This window comes from Bacillus sp. NPDC094077 (assembly GCF_050279465.1).
Lineage (GTDB): Bacteria > Bacillota > Bacilli > Bacillales > Bacillaceae_G > Bacillus_A.
In genome coordinates, this window is record NZ_JBNNUF010000001.1 from 256,926 (window position 1) to 278,357 (window position 21,432).

The 21,432-nt window shown below is 33.3% G+C and carries 22 protein-coding genes and 2 pseudogenes; 8 read left to right on the forward strand and 16 right to left on the reverse strand.

The features are described 5' to 3' along the window. Positions 1-156 precede the first annotated feature (156 nt). A pseudogene (locus tag ACQKNR_RS01290) lies at positions 157-495 on the reverse strand (helix-turn-helix transcriptional regulator); the annotation flags it as partial. Here ACQKNR_RS01290 and ACQKNR_RS01295 point away from each other — a divergent pair. After that, positions 496-615: pseudogene (locus ACQKNR_RS01295) on the forward strand (class I SAM-dependent methyltransferase); the annotation flags it as partial. Between the two features lie 44 nt (positions 616-659). Here the strand turns inward: ACQKNR_RS01295 and ACQKNR_RS01300 are convergent. The 6 genes from ACQKNR_RS01300 to ACQKNR_RS01325 all read right to left on the reverse strand — a co-directional run bounded on the left by ACQKNR_RS01300 (position 660) and on the right by ACQKNR_RS01325 (position 6,411). Continuing rightward, positions 660-1,478: an alpha/beta hydrolase gene (locus ACQKNR_RS01300; RefSeq protein ID WP_427314813.1), complete on the reverse strand. Its 819-nt coding sequence runs from the start codon at positions 1,476-1,478 to the stop codon at positions 660-662. A gap of 16 nt (positions 1,479-1,494) precedes the next feature. Then, positions 1,495-2,316 carry an ABC transporter ATP-binding protein gene (locus ACQKNR_RS01305; RefSeq protein ID WP_427314815.1) on the reverse strand — a complete coding sequence of 274 codons (822 nt, stop codon included), beginning with the start codon at positions 2,314-2,316 and terminating at the stop codon, positions 1,495-1,497. A 14-nt stretch (positions 2,317-2,330) separates the two neighbouring features. After that, on the reverse strand, positions 2,331-3,353 hold the full coding sequence (locus ACQKNR_RS01310; protein ID WP_427314817.1) for a FecCD family ABC transporter permease: 1,023 nt from the start codon (positions 3,351-3,353) through the stop codon (positions 2,331-2,333). Beyond that, complete coding sequence (locus ACQKNR_RS01315; protein ID WP_427314819.1) at positions 3,346-4,353, reverse strand: FecCD family ABC transporter permease; 1,008 nt, start codon at positions 4,351-4,353, stop codon at positions 3,346-3,348. Before ACQKNR_RS01315 ends, ACQKNR_RS01310 begins: the two co-directional genes overlap by 8 nt. A gap of 27 nt (positions 4,354-4,380) precedes the next feature. Further along, complete coding sequence (locus tag ACQKNR_RS01320; protein WP_427314821.1) at positions 4,381-5,346, reverse strand: iron-hydroxamate ABC transporter substrate-binding protein; 966 nt, start codon at positions 5,344-5,346, stop codon at positions 4,381-4,383. Between the two features lie 306 nt (positions 5,347-5,652). Next, on the reverse strand, positions 5,653-6,411 hold the full coding sequence (locus ACQKNR_RS01325; RefSeq protein WP_427314823.1) for an exodeoxyribonuclease III: 759 nt from the start codon (positions 6,409-6,411) through the stop codon (positions 5,653-5,655). A gap of 150 nt (positions 6,412-6,561) precedes the next feature. On the opposite strand from ACQKNR_RS01325, the gene ACQKNR_RS01330 reads away from it, so the two are divergent. The 3 genes from ACQKNR_RS01330 to ACQKNR_RS01340 are packed head-to-tail and all read left to right on the forward strand — an operon-like array spanning position 6,562 to position 8,577. Continuing rightward, positions 6,562-7,158 carry a bifunctional transcriptional activator/DNA repair enzyme AdaA gene (locus ACQKNR_RS01330; RefSeq protein WP_427314825.1) on the forward strand — a complete coding sequence of 199 codons (597 nt, stop codon included), beginning with the start codon at positions 6,562-6,564 and terminating at the stop codon, positions 7,156-7,158. Next, the gene (locus ACQKNR_RS01335; protein WP_427314827.1) at positions 7,139-7,669 is read left to right on the forward strand and encodes a methylated-DNA--[protein]-cysteine S-methyltransferase; all 531 of its coding nucleotides are present in this window, start codon (positions 7,139-7,141) and stop codon (positions 7,667-7,669) included. The genes ACQKNR_RS01330 and ACQKNR_RS01335 overlap by 20 nt, the downstream gene beginning before the upstream one ends. Then, complete coding sequence (locus ACQKNR_RS01340) at positions 7,666-8,577, forward strand: DNA-3-methyladenine glycosylase family protein (RefSeq protein WP_427314829.1); 912 nt, start codon at positions 7,666-7,668, stop codon at positions 8,575-8,577. The genes ACQKNR_RS01335 and ACQKNR_RS01340 overlap by 4 nt, the downstream gene beginning before the upstream one ends. A gap of 39 nt (positions 8,578-8,616) precedes the next feature. Here ACQKNR_RS01340 and pepT read toward each other — a convergent pair whose 3' ends face one another. Beyond that, on the reverse strand, positions 8,617-9,849 hold the full coding sequence (pepT, locus tag ACQKNR_RS01345; RefSeq protein ID WP_427314831.1) for a peptidase T: 1,233 nt from the start codon (positions 9,847-9,849) through the stop codon (positions 8,617-8,619). A gap of 194 nt (positions 9,850-10,043) precedes the next feature. Between pepT and ACQKNR_RS01350 the strand changes: the two genes are divergently transcribed. Beyond that, positions 10,044-10,688: a YczE/YyaS/YitT family protein gene (locus ACQKNR_RS01350; RefSeq protein WP_427314833.1), complete on the forward strand. Its 645-nt coding sequence runs from the start codon at positions 10,044-10,046 to the stop codon at positions 10,686-10,688. Between the two features lie 108 nt (positions 10,689-10,796). On the opposite strand, the gene ACQKNR_RS01355 is transcribed toward ACQKNR_RS01350, so the two are convergent. The 4 genes from ACQKNR_RS01355 to ACQKNR_RS01370 all read right to left on the reverse strand — a co-directional run bounded on the left by ACQKNR_RS01355 (position 10,797) and on the right by ACQKNR_RS01370 (position 13,498). Further along, a complete protein-coding gene (locus ACQKNR_RS01355; RefSeq protein WP_427314835.1) occupies positions 10,797-11,114 on the reverse strand; it encodes a hypothetical protein in 318 nt (105 codons plus the stop codon). Between the two features lie 324 nt (positions 11,115-11,438). Next, entirely contained in the window at positions 11,439-12,014 is a 576-nt protein-coding gene (locus tag ACQKNR_RS01360; protein ID WP_427314837.1) for a histidine phosphatase family protein, read from the reverse strand. Positions 12,015-12,131: 117 nt separating this feature from the next. Beyond that, positions 12,132-12,935 (reverse strand): alpha/beta fold hydrolase, encoded by an 804-nt coding sequence (locus tag ACQKNR_RS01365; RefSeq protein ID WP_427314839.1) that lies wholly within the window; start codon positions 12,933-12,935, stop codon positions 12,132-12,134. Positions 12,936-13,108: 173 nt separating this feature from the next. After that, positions 13,109-13,498, reverse strand: a complete 390-nt coding sequence (locus ACQKNR_RS01370) for a VOC family protein (protein WP_427314841.1) — start codon at positions 13,496-13,498, stop codon at positions 13,109-13,111. A 424-nt stretch (positions 13,499-13,922) separates the two neighbouring features. On the opposite strand from ACQKNR_RS01370, the gene ACQKNR_RS01375 reads away from it, so the two are divergent. The 3 genes from ACQKNR_RS01375 (at position 13,923) to ACQKNR_RS01385 (ending at position 18,354) form a co-directional block, all read left to right on the forward strand. Beyond that, positions 13,923-16,646 carry an EAL domain-containing protein gene (locus ACQKNR_RS01375; RefSeq protein ID WP_427314842.1) on the forward strand — a complete coding sequence of 908 codons (2,724 nt, stop codon included), beginning with the start codon at positions 13,923-13,925 and terminating at the stop codon, positions 16,644-16,646. Between the two features lie 165 nt (positions 16,647-16,811). After that, entirely contained in the window at positions 16,812-17,978 is a 1,167-nt protein-coding gene (locus ACQKNR_RS01380) for a DUF2515 domain-containing protein (protein WP_427314844.1), read from the forward strand. Next, the gene (locus tag ACQKNR_RS01385) at positions 17,953-18,354 is read left to right on the forward strand and encodes a CBO0543 family protein (protein WP_427315792.1); all 402 of its coding nucleotides are present in this window, start codon (positions 17,953-17,955) and stop codon (positions 18,352-18,354) included. Before ACQKNR_RS01380 ends, ACQKNR_RS01385 begins: the two co-directional genes overlap by 26 nt. Positions 18,355-18,376: 22 nt before the next feature. Here the strand turns inward: ACQKNR_RS01385 and ACQKNR_RS01390 are convergent, their stop codons facing one another. From ACQKNR_RS01390 to ACQKNR_RS01405, 4 genes are read right to left on the reverse strand one after another with little or no spacing between them, the layout of a single operon-like run. After that, entirely contained in the window at positions 18,377-18,802 is a 426-nt protein-coding gene (locus tag ACQKNR_RS01390) for a YfmQ family protein (protein WP_427314846.1), read from the reverse strand. Positions 18,803-18,859: 57 nt separating this feature from the next. Further along, positions 18,860-19,531: an LrgB family protein gene (locus tag ACQKNR_RS01395; protein ID WP_427314848.1), complete on the reverse strand. Its 672-nt coding sequence runs from the start codon at positions 19,529-19,531 to the stop codon at positions 18,860-18,862. Between the two features lie 23 nt (positions 19,532-19,554). After that, entirely contained in the window at positions 19,555-19,911 is a 357-nt protein-coding gene (locus ACQKNR_RS01400) for a CidA/LrgA family holin-like protein (RefSeq protein ID WP_427314850.1), read from the reverse strand. Positions 19,912-19,944: 33 nt separating this feature from the next. Beyond that, positions 19,945-21,378 carry a PLP-dependent aminotransferase family protein gene (locus tag ACQKNR_RS01405; RefSeq protein WP_427314852.1) on the reverse strand — a complete coding sequence of 478 codons (1,434 nt, stop codon included), beginning with the start codon at positions 21,376-21,378 and terminating at the stop codon, positions 19,945-19,947. Between the last annotated feature and the right edge of the window lie 54 nt (positions 21,379-21,432).

Here is a 21,432-nt window from a genome sequence, read left to right on the forward strand (position 1 = left end):
AACTTTTTGTCTCTTTAGACGAAAAGTTGAAACAAAACTTTCAAAAAGGACAATTCTACTTATAAAAAAGGTTATGGAATGTTTCATCCATAACCTTTTTTCAGTCCTATTCTATAACTCATTTACCGTATTTAATGTGATTTTTGTGGACTTGTTCTATTTTGATTTATCTATATCAAAACAAAACTTCGAAAAAACTTCCCATACCAGTTCATTTCTACTACGCACCCCAACTTTTTCAAAAATAGATTTTACATGATCCTGTACCGTGTATGTAGAAATACAAAATTCTCCAGCTAATTCCTTTGTCGACATACCCGTAAGGATTTTACGTATTACTTGCTTCTCAGGTGTTGTCAGACTATATACCTCTGCAATAAGAGGAAAGGTTTCTTCCAATCTTGCTCTTTCGAAAAGAACAACATAATCATCATAAAAACCACTGGTACGCTCTAACTTACTGGCACGAGCGATTAAAAAATGTCCATTTGCTAAAGTTTTGAAACAGAAAGATTTCTTATTTCCAAAACTAATCTACTAGTTATCCTGGAGGAATGTGGCTTTACTCAAATCACTAGCTTTTTAATTGATGGATACGTTGCATTCAAACACTAATGAAAAAAGGTAAGCAATTGCTTACCTTTTTTCATATACGCTTGCTACACATAACTAATAAATCTCAACCCTTTACTTAAAGAAGTCGGCACAACAGACGCATGATTCTCCCCCTCCGCTTCATAAAACTTAAATCTAAGCTTATCGTGGTTTACTTGGAGCAGGCGCTCTGATAATTCATTTGCACCTATAACCATATGCTCTCGTTCCAATGACCCAACTGTAAGGAATACCCCAGTTTCAAACTTAGCGTTTTTTAATTCATGTATAAGGTTCTCTTCTTTTTCGAGTACAGATTGGTTATTCCACCAAATGGATGGACTACTAATAAAATAATTTTGAAAGGCATTTACGTTTGTAAATAGTATATGTAAAGCAAATAATCCACCTAAAGAATGCCCAAATAACGTTTGCTTTCCTTTATCAATCTCAAATTTCTTTTCAATTTGTGGTTTCAACTCTTCTTCAATAAAAGTAAAGAAGTTATGCGCTCCTCCTGTTTTAGGCCACGGTTTACCATCCGGTTTTAAAGACGCATCTTTTGAAATTACGACAGGTGTAAAATCATAGCATCTCTCTTCTCCTGAAAATGCCCCTTCAATTGGATAACCAATACCTACTATAATGGCTGGTGAAACACCTGTTTTTTCTGCTCTAACCGATTGTATTTTAATCGCTTCATGGAATGTTTGAAAAAACGCATTGCCATCTAATACGTAAATGACAGGATATCCTGAATCCGGTGCCGGTTGCCTCGGCTTTGAAATATGAATTTGATATTCCTTATCTTCTAATTTTGAATACATTTTCCACTGTTCTGTATTAGATGTAATAATCTGCTGTTTTTCAATAGTAGTATTCATCTTATATCCCCCCTTTTTAACTTGTTACATATATTTCTACTTTTTCTTCTTGAGATACAACGCTATCATAGCCGAAACAAACAGGAGCCCCGTTATACGGATCAATCATGACACGTGCATCAATATAAAATACTTCTTTTAATACTTCATTTGTAATAATTTCTTCTGGGCTACCCGTTGTAATAATTTCTCCTTCCTTCATTGCGATAATTTCATCCGAAAACCTCGCTGCATGGTTAATATCATGTAGTACCATAACAACCGTACAATTATGCTCTTTATTTAACTTCTCCACAATTTGCAATACATCTAATTGATGAGACATATCAAGATATGTAGTTGGCTCATCTAATAGCAACACTTCCGTTTCTTGCGCTAAAGCCATCGCTAGCCATACCTTTTGTCTTTGACCACCCGATAAATTTGCAATTTGTCTCGTTCGAAATGCAGATGTTTTCGTTATATCTAATGCCCAATCAATCATCTCTTTATCTTTTGAAGTTAACTTATTTACGTTATTTCGATGTGGATAGCGTCCATAAGAAATTAATTCTTCTACTTTAAGCTCTCCTGGTGCAATCGGTGTTTGCGGGAGCAAAGCTAACTGCTTGGCAATTTCTTTCGTTGGAATGGTATTTAAATCCTGTCCTTGCAAATATACTTTACCGCTTTTTTGCTTTAAAATTCGTCCCATCGTTTTTAATAGTGTTGATTTCCCGCACCCGTTTGGCCCTATAATTGTCGTTACTTTTCCCTCTTGTATTTCCACATTTAAATCGCGAAACACTGTAAGCTTTTCATAACTCGTTTCTAAATTTTTTGCACTTAAAATACTCACTTTTATTCCTCCTCTTACGCCTTCGCCTTATAAAGTAAATATAAGAAATACGGTACACCGACAATAGAAATAACAATTCCAACTGGTAACTCTACAGGTGTGAAAACTGTTTTTGCAATAAAGTCTGAAGCAATTACAAGAAACATTCCTATTACTCCGCACGTAGGAATTATATACTTATGTTGAATACCGACAAGTCTTTTCGCTATATGCGGTGCCATTAAGCCAATAAAACCAATACTTCCTGAAACAGCAACACATGCGCTCACGAGTCCGATACTACTTAATAGTAAAATTGATTTCTCTCTTTCTACTGAAACACCTAAACTTGTAATACTCGTTTCTTCCAATTGAAATAAATCTAATAAATAAGCTTTCTTTTGTATAAGTGGAATTAAAATGATAAGCCACGGTAACATAGCAACAATATATTTCCAGTTTGCACTATATATACTTCCAGACACCCAAACCGCAGCCATCTCGAAATCAGTTGACTTCATTTTAAGTGATAAATACATAGAGAATGCTCCAAACCCTGAACCAATTGCAATCCCTGTTAATAAAAGTCGCTGTGAATCTAACTTACCGTTTTTCCAAGAAAACAGATAGATTATGATGGCTGCACCTAATCCACCGACTAAACCAAACATCGGCATCATCATGATAGAAACCCAGTCTGTACCCTTTAATTGTCCTTGAAAGAAAAACATAAAAATGACGATTGCTGTTCCTGCCCCGGCATTCACTCCTAAAATACCTGGGTCCGCCAATCCATTTCTCGTAATCCCTTGAATTACAGCACCCGCAACGCCGAGGCCTAATCCTACTAATCCAGCAATTACAATGCGCGGAAGACGAAAATCAAAAATCACTAAATCATGCTCTGGTACTGGATCAATTCGAAAAAGCGTTTTAAATACATCTGTAATCGTAATATCAAACGTACCATTTGTTAAACTAATATAAATTGCACCAAAAATTAAAAATATAATAATCCCCATCGTCATCCCAAAACGTTGACTTGAATTTTTAGGCATGTCTCTCCCCTCCTCTTGTACGGATTAAATAAAGGAAGAAAGGAATTCCAATTAAAGATGTAACAACTCCAATTGGCGTTTCAAATGGATAATTTACAAATCGACTTAAAACATCACATAACGCTAAGAAAACTCCACCAATAACGCCTGCACATGGCAAAATCCACTTATAATCTACCCCGATTAAAAAGCGAGTAATATGCGGAATAATTAAACCTACAAAACCAATTTTCCCAACTAAAGCAACTGCTGTTCCTGTTAAAAAAATTACTGATAAAATCGCCATTGCTTTAACTAGTTTTGTACGCTGTCCTAGATTAATAGAAACTTCTTCTCCTAAAGAAAGAATGGTAATAGATTTTGATATTAACAGTGCTAAAACTATCCCAATTATCCCAAAAGGTATCGTAATTTTAATTATATTAGGATCCACTTGATCTAACTTTGCATTAAACCAAAAACTAACATTTTGAGAAATTTGGAAATACGAAGCCATCGCGGCCGATACACTGCTTAAAAATGTTCCTATAACTGTTCCTATAATCGCTAATCTAACAGGGGATAAGCCATTTTGAAGGAGTGAACCAAAACCAAACACTATACCGGCTCCTAGTGCAGATCCAATCATTGAACATAAAACCATACCGATCGATGACATTCCCGGAAGAAAAATCATACTAAGTGTAATAACAAAGGCTGCACCATCCGTCACACCCATAATAGAAGGGGATGCAAGATAGTTTCTTGTCATCCCCTGCATAAGTGCTCCTGATATGGCTAGAAATGCTCCCACTAAAAGAGCTGCAACTACCCTTGGCAAACGTGAAGTAATAATAATATTATGATTTACATCACTTGAATTGAAATGAAATAATGCATTCCACACTGTTTCAGCATCAATGTTTTTTGCACCATATAGAATAGAAAGTATAACTGTAAATAAAATCAATATGGGTGCTATACATAAAATGGTTACTGGTACCGCATTTGTTTTCTGCATATCATTCAACGCACCTTACTTATTGTATTATTTGGATAAATTTTTCACTGCTTCTTTTAAGAAGGCTGTTTTACTCCAAGCAGTACCGCCTTGTGCCATTGGATCTACAACGTTTACAAATACTTTCTTTTCTTTCGCAGCATTCATACTTTGCCAAATTGGATTATTTTCAATGTCTTCTAGCACTTTCGGCTTATTATTTTCGCTTGCTTCATATTGTAAGAAAACATAATCCGGATTCATTTCAGCTAGTTTTTCTAAAGAAATTTTTTCTTGTGCTTTTACAGTTTTCAGTTGTTCCGGAGCAGTTAGTCCAAGGTCTTTATAAATTACAGGATTAAAGTATACCCCTTCTGGGTATAAAAATAGGTCGTTTGCTCTTAGTCTAATTACAAGAACTTTTTTATCTTTTAACTTATCTCCCAGTTTTGCTTTTGCTTTTTCAGCGTCCGCATTGTAATCTTTAATAATTTTTTCTGCTTTATCTTTTTTACCAGCTAGTTCTCCCATTAACTTTAAGTTATCTTCCCAATTTGTTGAAACGTGTGATACTGGGAACGTCGGAGCTACTTTCGTAAACTTTTCAGCTGTTTCTGCTGGGAATTTCGTACTTGATGTAATAACATCTGGTTTTAATTGAAGTAATGTTTCGAAATTTGGTTCCATTTTCTCACCAACAGATTTCGCACCTTCTAAATCTTTTTCAAGATATTTTGGTAATTTACCACCTACAGTGATTGCCCCTACCGGTTTAATTCCAAGTACTGCTGCGTCTTCCATTGACTCTAAACTAGCTGTCGCAATTTTATCTACTTTTGCTGGCACCGTGTATTCTTTACCTAAATATGTAATTTTTCGTTTTTCATCTTTTTTCGTCTCAGTAGCTTTTGTTTGTTGTTTTTGTTCCCCTGAAGTTTTATCTGTACTATTACACGCTGCTAAACCTACACTTAAAACTGTAACCATCCCTAATGTAAATAATTTCTTATTCATCTTTATATTTCTCCTCTCGAAATCTGTACATAAATTATTTTTATATAAAAACTTAACTACATAAAACTTGTCCTACACATATATTTCATTAGATTAATAAATTTATCCGGAACTCATCCTCGTTCACTTCCCCTAAACTTTAATTCTTTTTCACACCTCATCCATTAATAACCTTCTTCATTGATAATGATTATCGTTATTAAGTATATATTTAATATGAAATTATTTCAAGAATGATTTGAAAAATTTTAACAAACTGAATCAAAAAAAGAAGTATCTCCTATCATTAGGAAGATACTTCTTTTTTTAGAAATTTATATGTAATTCAACTGGACAATGGTCTGAGCCCATTACTTCACTGTTAATTTTCGCATCTGTTATTTGATCTTTTATTCTTTCCGAGACAACAAAATAATCTAAACGCCATCCGATATTTTTCGCTCGTGCTCCCATACGATACGACCACCAAGAGTATGCACCTTCCTGATCAGGGTAAAGGTAACGATATGTATCAACAAATCCTTCTTCTAAAACGCGTGTAAACTTCTCCCTTTCCTCATCAGAGAATCCAGGGTTTTTACGGTTACTTTTTGGATTTTTTAAATCTATTTCTTTATGAGCAACATTTAAATCTCCACAGAAAATAACTGATTTCTTTTCATCTAGTTGTTTTATATAGGCCCTGAAATCATCTTCCCATTCCATTCTGTAATCTAAACGCTCTAATCCTCTTTTTGAGTTTGGCGTATATAACGTTATCATGTAAAAATCTTCGAATTCTAAAGTAATGACTCTTCCTTCTTGATCGTGCTCTTCAATGCCTAAACCATATGTAACAGAAAGCGGTTCTTTTTTCGTAAAAATAGCCGTTCCTGAATAACCTTTTTTCACAGCATAATTCCAATATGTATAATATCCCTCTAGATTTAAATCAATTTGTCCACTTTGTAATTTAATTTCTTGTAGACAAAATATATCTGCATTGGATTCCTCAAGATATTCTAAAAATCCACCCTTTGCGATAACTGCACGCAAACCATTTACATTCCATGAAATTAACTTCACTTATAATCCTCCTCTTGATGTTCACTTTCAAAGTTCATGCTATCACAAAATAGAAAAACAATCATACACCTTTGTAATCTTGCTCTTACATTTGTGAATACGTACATACGCACATTATTCAGGTTATACTAATTTCAGAGGTGATGTTCTTTGCAAAATGAAGGGTTTACGTTAACGAGTGAGTATTGGCAAGCAATTATTCATAATGATTCTTCATATGATAACAAATTCTTTTATGCTGTGAAATCAACCGGGATTTTTTGCCGACCATCGTGCAAATCGAGAATACCGAATCAAAACAATGTACGAATTTTTCTAAATGCAGAGCAAGCATTGCATGAACACTTTCGTCCGTGCAAACGCTGTAAACCAAATGGGATAACTTTACCTAATGAAGAGTGGGTAGAACAAATTAAAGACTATATCGAAAAGCATTATAACGAAGCATTAACTCTCGGCCTACTCGCAGAAATGTGCCACGGCAGTCCGTATCATTTACAACGCACATTCAAAAGATTGACAGGAATAAGTCCAATCGAATATATACAGCAATGCAGAGTCATTAAAGCAAAAGAATTCCTTTCAACTACGAACCAAACCGTTATAGAAATTAGTACTGCTGTCGGGATAGAAAACCCAGAGTATTTCGCAACTTTATTTAAAAAGAAAACTGGATTTACTCCTACTGAATATCGAAAAAAGAATGAAATGAAAGAGGGATACAATAATGAATTCCTACAAAAATAAATCTATATATTGGACGCTAATTACACATAAAAATTGGTGCTTTCATATTGCTGCAACTGAAAATGGACTTTGTTTCATTGGATCACAAGACGAAAACTTTGAAGAACTAAATATATGGGCTAGAAAAAAACTGCCACAACATATATTGACTCGCAATCCAGATTACCTGCAAACATATACAAAAGAAATTATCGAGTATTTAGAAAACAAGCGAGAAACTTTTACATTCCCTATTGACGCTTACGGAACTGAATTTCAATTATACGTTTGGAATACGGTACGTGAAATTCCTTATGGGAAGACATATTCTTATTCAGAAATTGCAGAAAGAATTCAAAAACCTACAGCTGTGCGTGCCGTTGCTTCTGCTATCGCTGCCAACCCTCTTCTTATTACAATTCCTTGCCATCGCGTTATAGGAAAAGATGGCAAACTAACTGGCTTTAGAGGGGGATTAGAAATGAAGAAAGAATTGCTTACATTAGAAAAGTTACAGATGGAATTCATATGACAGCAGAATATAATAGCGCATTGACTTTAGCAGCTCCAAAAGAATTTAGTTTCCAAGAAAACTTACGCTATCTATCACGTTCTAACAATGAATGTATGTTTCACATTGAAGATAACAAAATTTATAAAGTCATTCCTGTTCAACATGTAAATCCTTTAGTTGAAATTAGCATAAATACTGATAGCAATATTCAAATACGTTTTTTAGAAGAATTATATAACTCTGAAAAACGTATTTACGATGCTGTAGCTAACTATGTAAAAGAATGGTTTGATTTAACTACTGATTTAGCTCCCTTTTATAAATTAGCTAAACATGACCCACTCCTTCAAGGTCCTATTCAAGAGTATTATGGGCTTCGCACATTAGGCATTCCAGATTTATTTGAAGCACTTTCCTGGGGAATTATCGGTCAACAAATTAACCTCACATATGCCTATACTCTAAAAAGAAGATTAGTTGAGCAATTTGGAAGTTACGTAGATTGGAACGATAGAAAACATTGGATATTCCCATCACCTGAAGTAATTGCAAAGCTACATGTAGAAGATCTCAAGAAGTTAAAAATGACGACTAGAAAATGTGAATATTTAATCGGTATTGCGAAGCTTATTACAGAAGGGAAACTATCAAAAGAATCTTTACTACAAACACAAGATGTAAAGCTTGCTGAAAAACAATTAACCGCTATCCATGGTATAGGACCGTGGACTGCCCACTATGTTTTAATGCGCTGTTTACGATTCCCTTCAGCTTTTCCAATTGATGATGTTGGTCTGCATAATGCAATTAAATTTATAACAGGTTCCGAAAATAAACCGACTAAAAATGAAATAAAAGATTTTGCGGCAAACTGGATAAACTGGGAGTCTTACGCAACTTTTTATTTGTGGCGATTGTTATATTAAAAAGAACCAAGTAGCACATCCGTACTACTTGGTTCTTTTTTAAGCTTGTTCTTCAAATCTTCTTGCGATTTCTACAATAACTTGAACAGCTTTTTCCATAGTATCTACCGAAACATACTCAAATTTACCGTGATAGTTTTCACCACCAGTAAAAATATTTGGCGTCGGTAATCCCATATATGATAATTGTGATCCATCTGTTCCACCGCGAATTGGATGGATGTTCGGTTCGATATTTAAACTTTTCATCGCTTCATAAGCAATATCAACAATTTCTCTCACCGGTTCAATTTTTTCAAGCATGTTATAGTACTGATCATTCATTTCTAAAACAACCGCATCTTGCCCATACTTCTCTTGCATTTGTTTCACAATATTTCCAACGTTATTTTTACGTGTCTCAAAATTTTCACGATCAAAATCTCGAATAATATAATACGCTTTACTTTGCTCAACATCACCATTTAAAGAAAGTAAATGATAGAATCCTTCATAGCCTTCCGTATATTCTGGTGCATCTTCTACTGGTAAATGCCCATTAAACTCCATAGCAAGTTTAGTTGCATTACGCATTTTGTTTTTCGCTGTTCCAGGATGTGTATTTGTCCCATTAAAAGTTAACTTAGCACTTGCAGCATTAAAACTTTCATATTCTAAACCACCTAATGGACCTCCATCCATCGTATAAGCAAATGATGCACCAAACGCTTCTACATCAAAATGCGATGGTCCACGGCCGATTTCTTCATCCGGCGTAAACGCAACTCTAATTTTCCCATGCTTAATTTGTGGATTATGTATTAAATAATTCATTGCAACCATAATTTCTGTAAGACCAGCTTTATCATCTGCTCCAAGAAGTGTCGTACCATCAGTTGTAATAATCGTATGCCCTTTATAAGATGGTAATTCTGGGAACTGTTCTGGTGTTAAAACAACATTTAGCTCTTCATTTAATGTAATCGCGTTCCCATCAAAGTTTTCATGAATTTGTGGTTTTACATTTTTGCCCGTAAAATCTGTTGCCGTATCTAAATGGGCTAAAAAGCCGATTACAGGAACATCCTTGTCCGTATTAGCTGGAAGTGTTGCCATTACATAGCCGTTATCATCCATCGTTACTTCTGTTAACCCAATTTCTTTTAGCTCTTCCACTAATACCTTACCAAACTCAATTTGCCCCGGTGTTGACGGAACTGTATGACTATCTTCATTTGATTGTGTATCAATCTTTACATATCTCGTAAATCTTTCAATAAGTTCTTGTTTCAAACTCGTTCACTCCCTTTTATATTTCTTTCTCTATTATAATCCTTAAAACGAAATATTTTAACTTTTTTGACTGTGAATACATATATTCTATTTACATTTTAACAATTTTAAACAAACTCTAAAAAGACATAATATTTGCATATTAAATCCCTAACATGTAATATACATAATTATAAAATATGGGGGTATTAAAGATGAGGCTATCTCTCTTTCGCTATTTTCTTTTTTTCTTAGGATTAATTTTCTTTGGCCTTGGAAATGCTCTTGCAGTCAAAGTTAAATTTCTCGGTTTACATCCTTGGGAAGTTTTAAATATGGCCCTTTACCAACGATTTGGATGGACCATTGGTACGTGGAGTGTCATATGTGGATTATGTCTCGTTCTGATCTCTTTACTAGTAGATCGAAAATATATAAACGTAGGTACATTTTTAAATGCACTACTTATCGGTCCTATTATGGACTTTTTCTTACAATCAAATATCCTTCCAAACGCTAGTGATTATTTATGGATAAACTTACTCATTTTATTTTCTGGTATTGCAATTACAGGTATCGGGGGAGGGATGTATGTTGCGGCTGGGATTGGTGCTGGACCTCGAGATGGGTTCATGCTTACTATTTCCGACAAAACAGGACTGTCTATTAGCCGTGCTAGAATCATTGTAGAATGCGTTGTACTAGTTATTGGCTTTATGCTAGGAGGTCCTATTTTCATCGTAACTTTTCTATACACTTTTATTCAAAGTCCAATCTTTCAGCAATCATTTAAGGTATTTCAAACACTCTTACATACTTTACATAACAAAAACAAAAAGAAAATTAGTGAAAATATTTAAAATACAGCTGAATAGAAATAATTCACCCTATTTACGGTTATCACCGCAAATAGGGTGTTTCTTTTTTCATCTCATAATATATATTCCAAAAAACAGTAAGAGCATATACTACTCATTCACAATAAAAGTATATATATCATCATAAATACAGCCATTTACTCTAATAACATACTTCCCAGGTTTACTAAAACTAATTGTGTATTGGTTTAATTGAATTGCTTCTTTATCCCCAGAAAAAACATCAATACTTCTACCACTCAATAAATAAAACTCACTTTGATTCATCGTTACATCAATTGCATTGAAATTTCCCTCTTTCACCTGCAATGTTTCTGCAGCGCTTACACTTGGTTCTAAAAACAGTAGTCCACTTAATCCAATTGTACCTGCTAAAGCTACCCCCGCAAATTTTTTCATCTTTTTCATCACAATGACCTCCTTATAAATTTAGCGCAAAGGCGATGTTCCCCCTTACACCACAAAGCCTATATGTAATGAAATGAAAAGTAAACGGAGACAGTAAGACAAAATTCTACATCTTTTTCTCCATTTGAATATAAATCCAGCATTTGGAGTTTTGTCACATTTAAAATTGTTTCTTTAAACCAATTTTCCAATATAATATTCAGAAACTGAATATTTACTTATTGATCTAACTTTCTAAAAATTATTGATAAAGCTGCTTTCTATTCAAATAAAAAAGAGTTTGTTATAAAAGTAGCTTTTAAAACAAACCCCATGCAACCAATTTTATTCCGCTTTCCATACTCTCTCTACGTTCATTAATTGTTCTTCTTTAAATTCCAGCTTATATACGTCAGGCTTTGATGTATTTATTAAAAATTCAAACCCATATTGATTATCAAAATAATTCATCATTAATGTCATTACAAGGCCATGTGTACCAATTACAATTTTATGTCCTTGAAAATCCATTAATATTTCTTTTAATACTTTCACTACTCTTCTCTGACAATCCGCATATGACTCTCCTTCTGTTAGTGCGAAATCCGGATTCGAGAACATCTTCTTTACAAGTGGATACACCTCTTTATCTGATATAATCTTACCCTCACTTGAAAACCTACACTCTTTAAGATTTTCATATACTACTATTTCTTTTTCATAGAAATTAGCTGATTCTTCTATCGTTAACATAGCCCGATTATAAGGACTTGAAATAAAAATATCAATTCCCTCTGTTTTTAATATCTCAGTTACTCTATGAGCATCTAAATTTCCCTTCTCAGTTAATCCACGTGTTCTTTCATCTCCTTCTAATTTTGGTGATTCACCATGCCTAACCATATAGATATATGTATTCATATTGCCTCCTTGAAAATATTTATAAGTTAATTACTTACTTTAATCTCTGCCGCCTCAAAATTTGAGTACAATCAAAATATTAATTAATTCTTCTTTTAAACTATTTTATGAATTTTACTAGGCTGTTCGTCTAATCCACTCCCAAACTAAACTCTCGAATAATTCAGGTTGTTCAATTTGCAAATTATGCCCTGCCACATCTAAAACCGCTAATGTTGCTCTTGGGTAATCTTCAATAATTCCTATAATATCTTGATAACCTACCGATATATCTTGTCTTCCAGCTAATAAAAGAACAGGTTTCTCATATTTCTTACGATGAAAATCCATAGTAAGAGGATAATTCTTTTGCAACCTTTCAATAAATTTATTATTAGCAACATCTAAACCCGGCTTAATTTCTTCTTTGAATCGCGTATATGTATATTCATTTGCTACCACTGCTAACTCGCAAAATTCCTCTCTTTCGGTAGAAGTGAGCGTATTTAAAAACTCCTCATCTCGTACAATTACCTGTTTATCTGGTAAATGCCTTTCTTTTGGCTGCGCTACAACAACAGGACATACTAATAATAATCCATTCACTCTCTCAAACATCTTTGTAAGTATCCCTCTAGCTAAATATCCTCCATATGATTCTCCTACTAATAAAAATTCTTGGGTAGAAACAATTTCCTCAATAAATGTGATAAGCACTTCTACTATACGATCTGAACTATTTATCCAATCTGGAGCGTTCGATTTCCCCATACCAGGTAAATCAATATATATTCGTTGATAACCTTCATATTTCTGAAATACTGATTCCATACATTTCATCATTAACCTATGGTCAGGAGCACAGCCGTGTATGATAATGACTGGTTTACCCTCTCCAACAATTTCGTAGTATATTTCTACATCTTTAATTCGACATAACATTAAAAATCCTCCCAATTACTATCAATTTTATAAGAATATACGTTCTTATTCTATATCTTTTTATAATATTTTTTCAAATATTAATTTTCAGACTAAAAAAACAAAAAAGCTTCCCCTATTTTTATTACTTAGAAGGAAGCCAATATATTTTTACCCTATCGAAATTCGAAACCTTATTCTTCTATTTTCATTAACACGATTCTCCAACCATCCGGGTCCTCTATCGTTATCCCCTTATCTATCCAATATGGATTTTCTGGTTCTACTGCACCATACCCCATTATATGCAGCCTTTGACTCATTTTTTCTATTTCGCTATCTTCTCGTATATAAAATACAAGTAAATTGTCTTTTGTTGGAGCTGGACATGGACTTCCATCTTTATGTCTTGTGAATTCTAAATGATACTCTTCATCTGGTAGTCCAAGCATGACCCCATCATAGCCTTCATGATCGTGGAATTCACCTATACGCTTTAAACCTATCCCTTTTTCATAGAATGCTATAACCTCTTCAAACTTATCAGTTGGACGTGCTATTCTAAACTTCACCCAATTTTTCATCCTCTTCCTCCCATACTAAAAACGTAATGAACGATTATGTATTATTGTATATACTTAACACATATTTGAAATCCCTCATTAGTATGAGAATATATACATACAAAGGTTTTACTTAAAATAGCCTATAACACCCCAAACTCACCTAGAAAGAAGATTTTTATCATTTTATATACAATTTCGCATCTCCACTTGCAAACTACTAAAAAATCTTTTAAATTTACAAGATGACTAAATATGCATTTTCTATCTAGAATCTTGCTACAGTAAAAATTATTAAATGTAATACTTTTTCAATTTTAAGAAGTATTGTATTCTTCACTTTTTTCTTACAAACATGATTTTTATAAGGAAATCTGATACAATCCTTAAGTGATATTATTATGTATAGATATTACGTATTATATACTTAAAGAAGGTGATTTTATTGAAATTAAATAAAAATTTACAACTATATATATTAATTACAACATTAATATGCTATTCAATCTATTTTATGTTTTTCTTTCTGTTCCCTACTCATTTTTCAAATTTCAATGTACGCTTCGCTTCACTCATCGTTGAAGCCATTACATTTGTATCACTAATTTACTCCATATATTCCAAAAAAGTTAGTTCAAATCCGTTTTGGATATGTATTACAATAGCGATTGGTAGTTTTTTATTAGGAAAAATAGTATATATGTATCAAGATACCTTCTTCGAAATTCCAATACATCGTTTTACTGTTTCTGATGTATTTTACATGTTTTTTCTATTCTTCTGCCTTATCGCTTTCTGCTATAAAATCTTAAAGGAGTGCAATAAATGGGAAAAAGCATTCTTTATTTGTGATATATGCATAGTACTTACTTCCATATTCACATTAGAATGGTATTTATTTAATCAGCCAGATTTAAATATATTCTCTCTTTCACTGGGAGATGTTTTCCTTTCCTTTCTATATCCAATTGCAGATTTATTATTTCTTCTACTAGGTGTTAGTCTCTTTTTCCGCCCAACAATTTTTAATTCCAAACGGAAAATTTATATCTTTATTTTTGTATTAATAAGTTCTGCAACTTTTAACTATATTTATTTTCACTTAAATAACCATTTATCAACTGACACGATAACATTATTACGTCTTTTATATAGAATACCTATATTACTTATCGCAATAGCTGGTTCTATTTCAGAAGATCATAATAGTCATAAAAATTATTTCATTGTAAACCCTATACTAGGAAAAAAGGTTTTAGTCGTATTTCCCTATCTTGCCGTTGCAATACTAATCGGGTTTACATTAAAAGAACAAACATCATCTTCCACTCTCATTACAGGAAATTGTATTACTTTTGTTTTCGTACTCATTCGTCATTCTATTGTACGTATGCAAAACAATTCCCTAACAAAACGTTTACAGGCATTTAATGCTCAACTAGAAGAAAAAGTTACTTTAAGGACTGCTGATTTAGTCCATAAATCAGAGGCTTTATCTCAAAAACAACAAAAGTTTAAATCATTATATGAATATCATCCTGATCCTATTTTTACGATTGATTTAAATGGAATATTCTTAAATGCAAATAAAGCTGGGAGTATACTACTTGGAGCACCAACGAACGAGTTACTCGGTGAAACATGTTTTTCGATTATTTTAGATGAAGATAAACATAAACTAGCATCTGCATTAGAAAAAGTTAAACAACAAGAATCGGCATCTTTACAACTTAGTTCTCAATATAAAGATGGCTTTACTTATTTTTTATGCGTCACCATCGTTCCTATTATGATAGATGGACAAATTTTAGGAAGCTATATTATGGTAAAGGATATTACCGCACTAAAAAAACAACAGGAAGAAATAAAATATTTAGCATTTCACGATACTGTAACGAAAATTGGTAATCGGGCCTTTTTCCAAAAAAAATTAAGAAAAGTTATAAGAAATGCACAAGCAATACAAAATGAATTTGCATTACTATATTTAGATTTAGACCGCTTTAAAGTTATTAATGATACGCTTGGACATTCTGCAGGTGATTACATATTAGAAGAAGTAGCAAAACGTTTCCAGTCATGCCTTTCATCACATACTTATGTTTCAAGAATCGGCGGTGATGAATTTACAATCTTAATTGAAAACTATACTGAACAAGATTCCTTATTCCAGTTATGTAATCAATTATTTGAAAGTATAAAAAAACCGTTTGTCATACATGAACAAAAATTAAATTTATCACTTAGTATCGGTATCGCGATTTATCCACATTCTGGAATCGATACTGCTACACTTTTGAGAAACGCTAATGTCGCAATGTATGACGCGAAGGAAAAAGAGCTTAACTCTGTCTCTATTTATGACGATGTAATCGCTAAAAAAATTGAAAGACGATTACGATTAGAGAAAGATTTACCAAACGCAATCCAAAATGAAGAATTGTTCCTTTTATATCAACCTCAAGTTGATAGCGGGTCTAATAGAATTATCGGTGCTGAAGCTTTAATCAGGTGGCACCATCCAGAATTAGGTGTTATTTCTCCGTATGAATTTATTCCGATTGCTGAAGAAACACTACAAATCATTCCAATAGGAAAGTGGACATTACAGCAAGCCTGTGAACAAATGAAACGTTGGCATGCACTCGGATATTCTCACTTAAAAATAGGAGTAAATTTGTCTGCTAAAGAATTTGAACAAGAAGATTTTGTAAAGTCTATTTCTTCTACTTTAGCAACTACAGGCTTACCAGCAAGTTCTCTCGATCTTGAATTAACAGAACGAATTGCAATGATGGATGAGCGAGAAACATTGATAAAACTGCGCACACTAAAAAATTTAGGGATTCACATTTCAATCGACGACTTTGGTACAGGCTATTCTTCGCTAGCCTACCTACCTTTATATCCCATCGATACGTTAAAAATCCCGAGAGAATTTATTACAATGTCTGAAACGTGTGAAGATGGAATGGAAATCATTAAAACGATCCTCACATTAGCACATACATTAGGAATGTCTGTCATTGCTGAAGGTGTAGAAACGAAAGAACACGTGAATTTCCTTCAAAAAAATAAATGTCAGTTTATTCAAGGTTACTATTACAGTAAACCTATTCATGCTGATTCATTTTCTACTCTGCTGGAAAAAGGAATTCATTCTCTATAGCTTTACGTTATAATTTTTAGCATAAATAAATACCAAAAAGGAAAGAAGAGTCCGTCTCTTCTTTCCTTTTTCTATACTTTGCAACTTTTCATTTCCCTCACATATCATTTATTTAAGTAGTTACTAATACATTTATGATAACAGACTTGAATAGGAGGGAATGATATGCACTACGACAATCAAAATAATAAACTTTACAAAAACATACCTCTGTCCCTCTTCTCTATAAAAAATGAGCTAATACAAAAATGCACCAACGCAAATAACTTCCTTTACACCCTTTCGAAAGAGGAAAAAATATTATTACATACAATTAAAGAACAAACCAAATTATTAAATCAAAATAATGTAACAAGAACACGTGCTTACTTTCAATTTTATAGAAAATACCCTGAAATACATTGGGCATTGCTCGGGCATATGGTATCACGTAATGGTGGTTGGAACATGACCGATTTAAAAGGGGACTTATATACGAAGCTATTATCTGAGAAAGATCAATTTACTTTCTTTTCTTTTTTAGAACGAGGAAATTGGCTTATTTTTCAAGATGTATACCCACAATTTTTGCTATATGAACAAAGCTTAAGAAAATCCAAAAATCTTTTTCATCTTCTCCCTCACCTCAATGTTTCCACATTTATGGAAACGATGTGGAATTTTTTTTGGAAAACTGGAAACAAAAAAATTTTAGCAATTGCAACTATTATTAACGAGCAAAACTATTTAGAAAAAAGAGTAATACAAAATACACACTTTAAAAAAAGTGTACTAAATAGCATTGGATTTAAACTATTTGATTTCTTTCAGTTCAATCATATCCTTTTTCCCTTTTATGAAAGTAAAACGCCCTCGAAAACATTACTAATTGGTGATACAATGAAACACTTCACTTCACTACATGAACGAATTTTACTTGGAAAAAGATTATACACATTGCTATTTCATAATGAACATATTTTATCTCAAGTTGTACATTGGGCAAATACTCATCCTCATACAGGTTCACGAAAAGATTATTGGCCACATTTATTTTCAAGTGTAAACGAATCCTTTTCAAGAGCGTTTTATAAACGAAGAATAAAAAATTGCCAATTAAAGAATGATTCCTATCGTATATATAGTCCTGCACTTATTTACGCATGGAAGAATATGAAACATGAAGAAACTGAGCATGAAGATTGGTTTAACGACTGGCAAGTGATACATTATTTAACTGATAAGGAGGAAAATATACTTGGGCAAATTACAGAAGATTACTGTAAAACACTCGAAAAAATTGAGTTGGCAATTCTCGCAAAGAAAAATGTCCTCCTTCGAGAAGAAGAATAATGTTTTAGCATTAATAGTTACGATCTGCCTCTCTTCTATTATCGGAACTTGCTTAGATATTTTTTTTGTTACGAAACAAATATATTCCTTTCCGATTAGACCGTTCCCATCCATATTTTCAGTTAACATTGGCTTTACGTTATTGGTACTACCGATTTTAACAACCATTTTCATACAAATCTCAAAAACATTATCTGCAATTTCTAGAAGTCTATTTATTATTTCAATAGGTATTTGCGCTAGCATTTTTGAACAGATTGCTGAGGAGTTAGGCTTATTTGTACATAGTGCAGATTGGGACCATATATATTCTTTATTTGGTTATATAATTTTCCTTTCTTTTATTTGGAGAGTATACAATTGGATACAAAAATAAAGAGACCATTATAGGTCTCTCCTTAAGCATACTCTTCAGTTATTGCTAATGGTGTAGAAGTTTGAAGACTTTTAGATCGTAAACGATAGGCAACAACTTTTTTCTTATATTGCTTTATTACATCAACATGTTCTTCATAACTATATATTGATAATGTAATTGTCCTTTTTCCTTTCTTCGTTTCAATAATTATCGGCATCCCTTCACCGTGCGGCGGAAAATAATGTTTATCTAAATATAAAGCCTTATTAAAGTCGTTTATAACTTGAAGTTTCATTTCGCCCTCTATATTTTTTCCATCTAGCGATACAGTAGTACTTTCTTCATCAAGTTTTTGATGTAATTCAAATCTACTAATAATAGATTCTACAACAGAAGTTGGCATACTAGAAACTAGTACTTTAAGGGCACCAAAAATAAATAATGTAACTATAAACCAAGTTGTCACTTTTATCATCTCCATTACATTCTCAAATAAATAGTATTATACTTCTTATTACAATTCTTAAAATATAAATTTCGTTCCATAAGGTATTACTATACTAATGAGTATTCCTGTTACAATCATCGTTACCGAACCGATAGTCGCTTCTTTCTCGCCTTCCTTCACTAGACGACTCACACCGATAATATGTGATGCACAGCCCATCCCAACTCCTTTTCCAATCGTACTTGTTATACGAAAAAACTTAAGTACTGTTGGTCCGATAATAGCACCTGTTATTCCTGCAACAACTACAAAACTAGAAGTCATAGATGGAATACCACCAATTTGATCCGCTAATGAAATAGCAATTGGCATTGTCGCTAGTTGCGGAAGAGTTGTTAGTATAAACTCCTTATCTATATTTAAAATTCCACCAATCACTACATTCATACTTATTAAAGCCACTATACCTATCACTACGCCGCTAAGTATCGATAAAAAGTTTTTCATAAGTATCCTTCGCTCTTTAAATAGAGGTATGGCTAACGCTACAATTGCAGGGCTCAAGAAGCCTGAAAGAACGTCCCCACCATTTTCCTTGTACTCATGATAAGAAATGCCAAACATCAGAAATAAACAAATCATAATTGCTGTAACTGTTAATACCGGTAACATAAATGGAAACGTATATTTTTTATACAGCTTTGTCGCAAATACATATATTACTACAGTAATAATAATTAAGACCATTTGAATAGCGCACCTTGTCGATTTTATTTTTTTGATGTTACTAACAATTGACTTATATACCCTGAAACAATCAATGTTACCACCGTACTTGCAACAACTAAAAGGAATATAACACTCCCCTTACCTAAAAGAAAAGATCCGTATTCCATTAACCCTGTTGTCGAAGGGATTAAAAATAACGGTAAAAATACTATTAATTTTTCTGCCCCTAACTCAAACCACTTTAATCGTAAAATACGAGTAGAAAGGAGTAGGAACAGCATTAACATCCCTATTAAACTTCCTGGCATCGATAGATGGAACACTTCCTGAATCCACGTACCAGCTAAACTAAATACATATAGCACGCCTACTTGAAGTAACAGCGTCACGTACTTCATTTCTTTCCCTCATTTCAATATCGTGCATCACTATTATGAAATCTCATTTAACGTTTCCGCAAACCTCGTAATTCCAAGTTGGATTTGCTCCACATTTACTCTCCCAAAAGTAAAACGAATATATTCATTTTTAGAACCTAAAACACTTCCCGGGACAAATGCTACACCATTTCGTATAGATTCACCTAATAAATGATATTCATCAAACGTTCCTTGCACTTTGCACCATACATGTATTCCACCTTCTGGAACAAAAAATTCAACTCGGTCCCCTAATATTTCTTCAAGCCTTCTAATTAGCTCATCTCTTCTTTCCTTCAATTGTTCACGAAGCATTGCAATATGTGCATGAAAATCTTCCGATTCCAAAAATTGATTTGCTACCCACTGCGTAAATACACTATGGCCAAAATCAACTTGCTGCTTCGCATCTGCTAGTCGTTCTATCACTCGTGTCGGGCCAATGATCCAACCAATACGTAATCCTGACGCAACAATTTTTGATAGTGAACTTATATAAAGAACATTACCATTTGGATCCATCGATTTTAATGTCGGATTCACTTCTCCATTAAAAGAAGTCAAACTATATGGATCATCTTCTACAATCGGTATACCAAACTCAGAAGATAGTTCTAAAATCTTTTTACGTCTTACTAATGAAAGCACAGTTCCAGTTGGGTTTTGATAATCTGGATTTAAAAACACCATGCGTATGCGATGCTTTTTATGCAAATCAATTAAATCATCTGGATTCATTCCGTGCTGATCAACTGGTAAATGGAATATTTTTAAGCCAGCGGATTTAAACATCGGAAGCGAGAAACAATAGGAAGGATCCTCAATCGCAATCGCATCGCCAGGTTTTAATAAGCATTGAACGATAAGATTAAGTGCCTGCTGAGCTCCAGATGTAATAAGAATAGAATTTGAATCTGCTTCAATTTGTTTATATTGCTGAACATGTGCTGCAATTGTTTTTCTCAACATCTCATTTCCAAGTGGATGATCATAACCGAGGTTTTCCATAAATGTTTTCTCCGACAAAATCGTTCGAAATCTATCGCTCGGAATTAATTCTGATGATAATTCACCACTCGCTAAATTAATTAAATCATTTTTTTGTGTTTCCGTTCGGATTTGTTGAACAAGTGGTACATTAGGTAAGAACGATCCATCCTCAACATACCTCCCCCAGTTCGGTATACGTTTATGTGACACACCCCATATGTCTGTATTCACCCGTGTTCCGCTTCCTTTTTTCCGTTCTACTACCCCAAGTGATTTTAATTCTTCATATGCTGCTACTACCGTACTCCGGTTCACTTGTAATTCCTTTGCTAACATACGTTCAGAAGGTAACTTACTATCAGACGGAAATTCACCTGAAGAAATGCCTCTTTCAATATAATCAGCAATTTGTTTATAAACAGGTGTCTCATCTGCACGATTTGGTTTCCATTCCATCTAGTTCCCTCCTCTCAAAACGAACTATCCTATATTCACTTATAATAGTATTCA